At 66.5% G+C, this 7,061-nt stretch carries 6 protein-coding genes; 3 read left to right on the top strand and 3 right to left on the bottom strand.

All coding sequences use genetic code 11. The features are described 5' to 3' along the window. On the top strand, nucleotides 1-655 hold a 655-nt coding region (locus VH88_RS04270; RefSeq protein ID WP_045810137.1), incomplete at its 5' end, for an ABC transporter permease. Between the two features lie 30 nt (nucleotides 656-685). On the opposite strand, the gene VH88_RS04265 is transcribed toward VH88_RS04270, so the two are convergent. The 3 genes from VH88_RS04265 to VH88_RS04255 form a co-directional block, all read right to left on the bottom strand. Beyond that, complete coding sequence (locus VH88_RS04265; protein ID WP_052689486.1) at nucleotides 686-3,160, bottom strand: TonB-dependent receptor; 2,475 nt, start codon at nucleotides 3,158-3,160, stop codon at nucleotides 686-688. Then, nucleotides 3,147-4,103 carry a FecR domain-containing protein gene (locus tag VH88_RS15360; RefSeq protein ID WP_052689485.1) on the bottom strand — a complete coding sequence of 319 codons (957 nt, stop codon included), beginning with the start codon at nucleotides 4,101-4,103 and terminating at the stop codon, nucleotides 3,147-3,149. Before VH88_RS15360 ends, VH88_RS04265 begins: the two co-directional genes overlap by 14 nt. Before the next feature lie 109 nt (nucleotides 4,104-4,212). Further along, on the bottom strand, nucleotides 4,213-4,740 hold the full coding sequence (locus VH88_RS04255; protein WP_231576575.1) for an RNA polymerase sigma factor: 528 nt from the start codon (nucleotides 4,738-4,740) through the stop codon (nucleotides 4,213-4,215). 197 nt (nucleotides 4,741-4,937) lie between these two features. Here VH88_RS04255 and VH88_RS04250 point away from each other — a divergent pair, with 197 nt between their 5' ends. Then, complete coding sequence (locus tag VH88_RS04250; protein ID WP_052689484.1) at nucleotides 4,938-5,903, top strand: hypothetical protein; 966 nt, start codon at nucleotides 4,938-4,940, stop codon at nucleotides 5,901-5,903. 3 nt (nucleotides 5,904-5,906) lie between these two features. Further along, the gene (locus VH88_RS04245) at nucleotides 5,907-7,058 is read left to right on the top strand and encodes a glycosyltransferase family 4 protein (RefSeq protein WP_045810136.1); all 1,152 of its coding nucleotides are present in this window, start codon (nucleotides 5,907-5,909) and stop codon (nucleotides 7,056-7,058) included. The last annotated feature ends 3 nt before the right edge of the window (nucleotides 7,059-7,061 follow it).

Here is a 7,061-nt window from a genome sequence, read left to right as displayed (position 1 = left end):
GCCGACCCTGAAGCAGGTTTCCCTTTTCAACCCGACGGAGGGCTACGGCGGTTACGCCGTGCCGGCGGTCAGTCTTATCATCTTGCAGCAGACGCTATTGCTGGGAGCCGGCGTGATCACCGCCGTGCGTCGAGAGACCGGCGCAGCTAGGCTGAAACGCAGCGCGCGCTTGGGTCTGTGGCTGGCGCTCACGGCGATTGGGACAGCCTCCAGCCTCTTCTATTTCGGTTTCGTGTTCTGGTTTCAGGACTATCCCCGCGCAGGCAACCTGATCGGCGTCCTACTGCTGGCGCCCATATTTTCAGCGGCGGTCGCCGCTGTGGGTCTGCTTCTAGGCGCGCTTTTCGATCGCCATGAACGGGTCTTGCAGGTTTTGGTCGGCACTTCCGCGCCCTTGTTCTTCCTGTCAGGCGCTGCGTGGCCGCATTTCATGATGCCTGAAGGTCTCGTCTGGCTGGCGCACTTTTCACCGTCCACCGCTGCCGTTCAGGCCTTTGTTCGCCTGAACGCCATGGGCGCCAGCCTTTGGGAAGTCTCAGGTTTAGCAGCCATTTTGACAGGCCTCGCGGTCGTCTATGGCGGTTTGTGGGTGGTGTGCGGCTCTCTGCGCGTGACGGCGGGGGCGTCATTGTCGCAAAGCGCAACGCGAGAATAGAGACCAATTGAAGCGCAGGGGTGGGTTTGGCTATCGCGCCGCCCACCTCAGTGTCACGCCGATCGTGCGAGGACGCAAAGGCGTGATGGCCTGGGCGTCGGGGAGGCGGAAAGGGTCGCTGTAGGCGAAGGTGTTTGCTTCGGTGTCGAACAGATTGTCTACGAAGAGCGTCGCGGTCCACGCCGACGCCTCGACGCCCAAGGCCACTCTTCCCGTGCCATAGTCGCCCATTCGATATTGCTGGCGTCCGTCGAACGTCAGGCGCGACGCACCGACGTAGGACAGGCCGCCGTCGGCCAGCAGTTGAAGACGCTCGCCCAGCGGACGCCGCCAGCTGAAGCCGACATTCGCAGAAGCCCGAGGCACCCCGGGCAAGCTCGCGTCGCGCCGGGAATCAAACCGCGCGCTGGGCGAGGTGATACGCGGGTCGGCGACAAGGCCGTTGGCGAACAGCTCAAGCGTCTCGGTGGGACGCCAGTTGGCCTCGACCTCGAAGCCCTTGTCCGCGCCGTCGCCGACGTTGACGACATAGGCCAGGCCGCTGGGCAGAAACTGGTCGCTCTGCACATTGCGCCAGCGCGCGGCGTAGATGGCGGCGCGAAGACGCGCGCGACCATCCGCCGACCGGTACTTGGCCCCCAACTCGGCGTTCCACAGGCTGTCCGGCTTATACTGGCGCGCGGGTGAATCGGACAGGCCGCTGAAGTCCTGACCGATGACGCCGGCGGTGTTGAAGCCGCCGGCCCGGTGGCCACGACTGACGAGGGCGGACAGGTTCAGGCGATCGCTGGGCTGCCAGGCGAGGGCGATCTTGGGCGTGAAGCCGGCGGATTCACCGCGCCCGTCAAAGGATCGCGATCGGGTGAACTGTCGAACCAGGGAGGTGGTGTCATATTCCAGGGCGTAGTAGCGGGCCCCGGCGGTCAAGGTCAGGTCGTAGGGCAGGTCCAGCGACGCCTCGCCATACACGGCGGCCTCGTTCAGCCGGTCGCGCCGCGCCTCGGAATAGATGGCGCGAGGCTCGGGCGTCAGGGCGGACAGGACGGGATTGGTGCGTGTGGTGTTGGACGACACCAGACCGCCGGCCAACCAGCGCCAGCGATCGATATCGGGAGAGGCGAAGTTGGCCTCGCCGACGATCAGATGGATGTCCTTGCCTTCGTCCAGCGCGCCGATGCGCCAGCCCGATCCAAAGCGACGAAGGGCGCTGGAGGCATCGTAGCGGCTCTTGAAGCCGTGCTCCACGACTGAAATCGACGCGTTCAGCCGGCCCCAGGTTCCGCGTCCCTCAATCGAGGCCGAGCCCTGGTCGAAGCGGTTCTGGTGCGGTTCTCGCACCAGATTGGCGCGCCTCAGTGGGCCGAGGCCGCGATAAACGTAGTGGGTGTCCTCTGTGACGATGGATTGGTGGACGACGCCGGCGCGCGCGGTCCAGCCGGGTGAAATCTCCAGCGCGGCGGACAGCCGGCCGCCGCGTCGCGTGCCGTCGTTGACTCGCCGCAGGTTCAGTTCGACGTCGTTGATATAGCCGCTGTAGGTCTCGCCATAGAGGGCCGCGCGGATCGCGGCGCGGTCGCCGGCGATCGGCAGGTTGGCGACCAGGCCATAGTCGGAGTTCCAGCCGCCGCCGTCGGTTCGCGACCGGGTCGCCGAGAGCGACAGGGATTCTTCGCCCATCGCCGGGGCTCGCGTGACGATGCGTACGACCCCGCCGATCGGGCCGGTGCCGTACAACGTGCCTTGCGGTCCGCGCAGCACCTCGACCCGGTCGATGTCGATCAGCTTCAGATCCGGGTCCGGGGCGGCGTATGTCACCGGCGTCAGGTCGAGGTACAGGCCGACAGTCGATTGGGTCAGGCCGGTGAAGACGCCGTCCGATATGCCGCGTAGCAGGATCTTGTTCCGGCCGGGGCCGAGATTGGTCACCGTCATGCCGGAGACGAGGCTGTCCAGCCCCTGCATGCCTGTGACCCCAGCGCGGGCGATGCGTTCGGCGCCGACCGCCGTCATTGCCGATGACGAGGACTGGATCAGTTCGGGTCGGCGGGGGGCGGTCACGACGACTTCGCTGACCTGCGCCACGTCTTGCGGCGGCGCCACAGGAGCGGCCGGGCGTGGGGCGATCGGACGAGCGGAAACGGGCGCCGTGCTCGATTGCCTGCTGATGATCACAGCGCCGTCCTGACGAATGGCGTGGCGACATCCGCTGCCCGCCAGCAATCGCGTAAGGGCCGCGTCCAGCGACATCCGGCCGCTGATCGCGGGGCTGACGCCGGCGCACGACGTCAAACTGCCGCCCAGCGAAACGCGGGCCTGAAGCGCCAGGTCGAGCAGGGCGTCGTCCACGGATTGGCGCGGGATGTAGATGTCGATCAGGCGCGCATCCGCCTGCGCCGGCGTGCTTAGGGCCGTCGTGGCGAGCAGAAAGAGACTGGGAAGAAGGGCGGCGGCGTGTGGCTTGGACAGGGCGAGGCGTTGGGGCCGCCCGGTCTTAACCGGCCTCACGGGCGTTGACGCGGACTTCGCGCGTCGAGGCGTCCACGCGGACGGGGGCGAAATCCTGCAACTGCTTCAACATCACGGCCTCGTCGCCAATGCGAAGGGCGCCGGTGAACCGCAGCGCCCGAGCCGATGTCGATAGCACGACCGGCTTGTCGAGATAACGTGAAAGATCGTCCGCGACATCAGTCATCGGGCGGTTGCGATAAACGAGAACGCCTTGTCGCCAGGGCGAAGTCTGGTCCGGTGACACTTGCGACAGGGCCGGGGTCTGCTCGCCGCTCTGCGCCAGCGCCTGACCAGCGACCAGTCGGACCTTGGGGGCATTGACGGGGGTTACGGCGACGACGCCCCGTTCGACGGCGACGGCGAAACGGTCGCCGTGGTTCAGGACGTTGAAGGCGGTGCCCAGCACCTCGACCTGATGATCTCCGGCGGCGACGACGAACGGGTGGGCCGGGTCGTGGGCGATGTCGAAGGCGGCCTCGCCCTCGGTCAACGAGACCGAGCGTTTGTCGCCGTCGAACCGGACGTCCAAGGTGGAATGGCGGTTCAGATAGACGTGTGATCCATCCTCGAGCGCGACTGTCAGCGGGGTATCGGTGGTGGCGTAGATCTGCGAGCCCGGCGTCAGCCACAGGAACAGACCGACCGCCAGCGTCACGCTGGCGGCGATGCCGATCACCGCGCCTAACCAGGGCGAACGTGTCTTGGCGCGACGTGCACTCGCGGCGGCGAGGTCGATGACTGGGGTCTCTATTGATGCGGGCGAGGCAGGGGTGTCCAGATCGACCCACAGACGCTCGACGGCGTCATAGGCGGCGGCGTGTGCCGGCGACGCCTCCAGCCAGTCCTGGAATTCCAGCCAGGCGGATTCGGGCGCATCGTCGTCACGCAGGACGACGAACCAGTGCAGCGCCTTTTCCTCGATGTCGGTTTGTGCGGTCATCCAATCCCAGCCTGGAGGAACGCCGTGCAACGCGCCTCCTGATAGCAAGACGGCGCCGCCAAGCTTTCACCTTCAGACAAATTCCCCCAGGGCGTGAAAAGAACCGGCATCACGGTTGAACCTTGCGGGAAAGAACGCGCAGCGCGTCCATCATGTGCTTCTCGACGGAACTGCGCGAAATACCCATTTGAACGGCGACTTCGCCATAGCTGACCCCATCGAACTTGTGCAGGCGAAAGACCGTCTGGGTCTTGGGCGGCAGGGTCTCGAGAGCGGCGAGCAGGCGCGCCAGCTTCTCGCGCCCGGCCACGACCGCCTCTGCCGAAGGGGCCGCGTCCAGGTCTTCGGCGGCGCCGGTTTCATGGTTCAGTTGTCGCCATTGGGCGTCGCGGTTCGCCGACCGTTGCCCGGACCGCCAGCGATCCATCAGAAGGTTGGAGGTCAGGCGAAATAGAAAGGCACGAGGATTGTCCGGCGGCGGGTCGGGATCGAGCGTCGAAACCTTCAGATAGATGTCCTGCAGCACATCATCGACATCGCCCGACCCGCCGCCCAGCCGCGCGCGGCAGAACCGGGCCAGATCCTCGCGCTGCTCAAGATAGGCGGCGATCAGGGGATGCGCGGCAGGCGCGGTCAAACGGGCGAAGTCCTCTCGTGCAGCCAAACGGGCCAAGACCTTCAATGCCGTGACGATTTTCATGAGGCAAGGGTCGGTCGGCGGCGTCCTTGTCATGAAGGCGCCGTGTCGCGGCGACGAGCAGGACCCAGATGCGCGCGTTTGCAGGACATGACGGCACGACGACCCCGGTTCTTTCGGTCGGCTAGGGCGTCATCATGTTCGATATCTGGCGCTCGGGCTTCATTCGCCGTCCCTTAAGCAGCTTCATTGACCATGAGCCGCGCGCGGACGAGATCGTCTGGCTGCCGGAATGCGGCCCGCATGCCTATGTCGCGGACCCGTTCGGCATCACGCGCGACGGCGTGCTGACCGTCTTCGTCGAGGCGTTCGACTATCATGTGCGCCGCGGCGAGATTCACTATCGCCAGTATGACGCCGACGACCGGCTGGTGGGGCAGGGCGTGGCCCTCTCCGAGCCCTGGCACCTCTCCTATCCCAGCCTGATCGAGGACGGCGGCGAACTCTACATGCTGCCGGAAGGCTACAAGAGCGGCGGGCTGATCCTCTATCGCTGTGTCCGTTTCCCGGATCAGTGGGAGGCGGTGGCCCGCATCGGCGAGGCGGCTGCGATCGACGCGACGGTGGTCAAGCACGACGGCCGGTGGTGGATGTTTCATGCGCTTCCCGGACCGGACGACCGGGCGATGCGCGAACTGCATGTCGCCTGGGCCGACAGCCTGACGGGGGCTTGGACGGCGCATTCGGCCAATCCGGTGCTGAGCGGTTTTCAGACCTCGCGGCCGGGCGGGTCGGCGTTCGTTTACGACGGCGCGCTTCATCTGCCGGTTCAGGACTGCGCCGCGACCTATGGGGCGGCCATCAATCTATTGCGGATCGATGCGCTTTCGCCGGAGACGTTTTCTGCCGTGGTCGTCAAGCGGTTCGAGCCGGGCCGTCTGCTGGACGGATACGGCGACGGCTTGCACACCCTGGCCGGTCACGGCGACGTCACCTTCATCGACGTGAAGAGCATCCGCCAGTCATCGGCGGAGCCTTGGCTGAAGGCCGGGTTCAAGGCGCGTCGGCTGCTGGGCCTGAACGGGCCGCGCGGTCGCCGCGCCACCGGCGCCGCCGTCCACCCCAAGATTTTCGAGACCGCTTCCGTTCGGAAGGAAGGCTAGACCATGCGTATCGCCGTCGTTCTGCCGCGAGGCTGCACCTTCTGTCCGGACAAGACCAACTCGATGGAGACGGTGGTGCGCACCCTGTCGGCGCACAGCCGTTTGAACCGGCTGGTGACGCTGATCGCCGACGCCGGCGGCCCGACGCCGGCGGGCGTTCAGATGGTGACGGTGCCGGCCGGACTAGGCCGCAAGGCGCGAAATGCGGCGGTGGTTGACGTTCTGAAGAAACTGTCGCCGGACATTGTGGAATACCATCAACAGCTGAAGGCGGCGTCGGAGTTGGCACGGCAGTTGCCGGACGCGATCCACGTTCTTTATCGCCACACGCGGATCAAGCCGTCGCGCAACCTGATCGAGCGCTTCCGCTATGGCCGTCGCCTCTCGCGGTTCGACCGGCTGGTGTTCGTCAGCCGGGCGGCGGGTGAAGAGTTCGCGATGGACTATCCGCGTTTGGCGGGGCGTGTTTCGTCGGTCTGCAATCCGATCGAAAGCGACGCCTGGCGCGCATCGCCCGAGCAGCGCGAGAACCTGATCCTGTTTTCAGGACGGGCGATGAAGGACAAGGGGCTGGACCTGTTCTGCACCGCTCTGGCCGACACGCTCGATCGCCATCCCGACTGGCGCGGCGCGTTGATGCTGGGCGACTGGGAAAAGCATCAGGACTGGGCCGCGCCGCAGGTGCAGATGCTCGAGCGGTTCGGCGACCGGGTCGAAATTCACAAATCAGCATCGCTGGATGCGGTGCGGGCGATGACGCAGCGCGCCGCCATCGCGGTCACGCCGTCGCGGGTGCGCGAGGCCCTGGGACTGGCCGCGCTGGAGGCCCATGCGGCGGGCGCGGCGCTGATCTCGTCGGGACGCGGCGGCTTGCGCGAAGCCAGCGGCGAATATGCGCTGTATGTCGACGTCGAGGAGGCCGGGTCGCTGGCCAGCGCCATGATGCGTCTGGTCGAAAACCCCGATGAACGTCTGGCCCTGGCGCGCGGCGGTCAGGCCTATGTCGAGCGGGTGCATTCGCCGGCCGCGCGCGCGGCCGAGCTGGACGCCTTGCGCGAGGCCTTGGTCGACAAGGCGTTCGTCACGCCGAAGCCGACGCTGCGCCGGCGTCCTCTGTTCGGGCCGGCGGCGTCGCTGACCCGACTTCAGGGTTAGGCT

The sequence above is a fragment of the Brevundimonas sp. KM4 genome, from assembly GCF_000964075.1.
GTDB classification, from domain to species: domain Bacteria; phylum Pseudomonadota; class Alphaproteobacteria; order Caulobacterales; family Caulobacteraceae; genus Brevundimonas; species Brevundimonas huaxiensis.
The sequence above is the reverse complement of the archived record's forward strand: the minus strand, read 5'-3'. Positions and strand labels throughout refer to the sequence as shown.

Excerpts from the sequence above, each read along its gene's own strand:
- VH88_RS15360 (WP_052689485.1), bottom strand. The coding sequence starts at position 4,103 with ATGACCGCACAAACCGACATCGAGGAAAAGGCGCTGCACTGGTTCGTC.
- VH88_RS04250 (WP_052689484.1), top strand. The coding sequence starts at position 4,938 with ATGTTCGATATCTGGCGCTCGGGCTTCATTCGCCGTCCCTTAAGCAGC.
- VH88_RS04245 (WP_045810136.1), top strand. The coding sequence starts at position 5,907 with ATGCGTATCGCCGTCGTTCTGCCGCGAGGCTGCACCTTCTGTCCGGAC.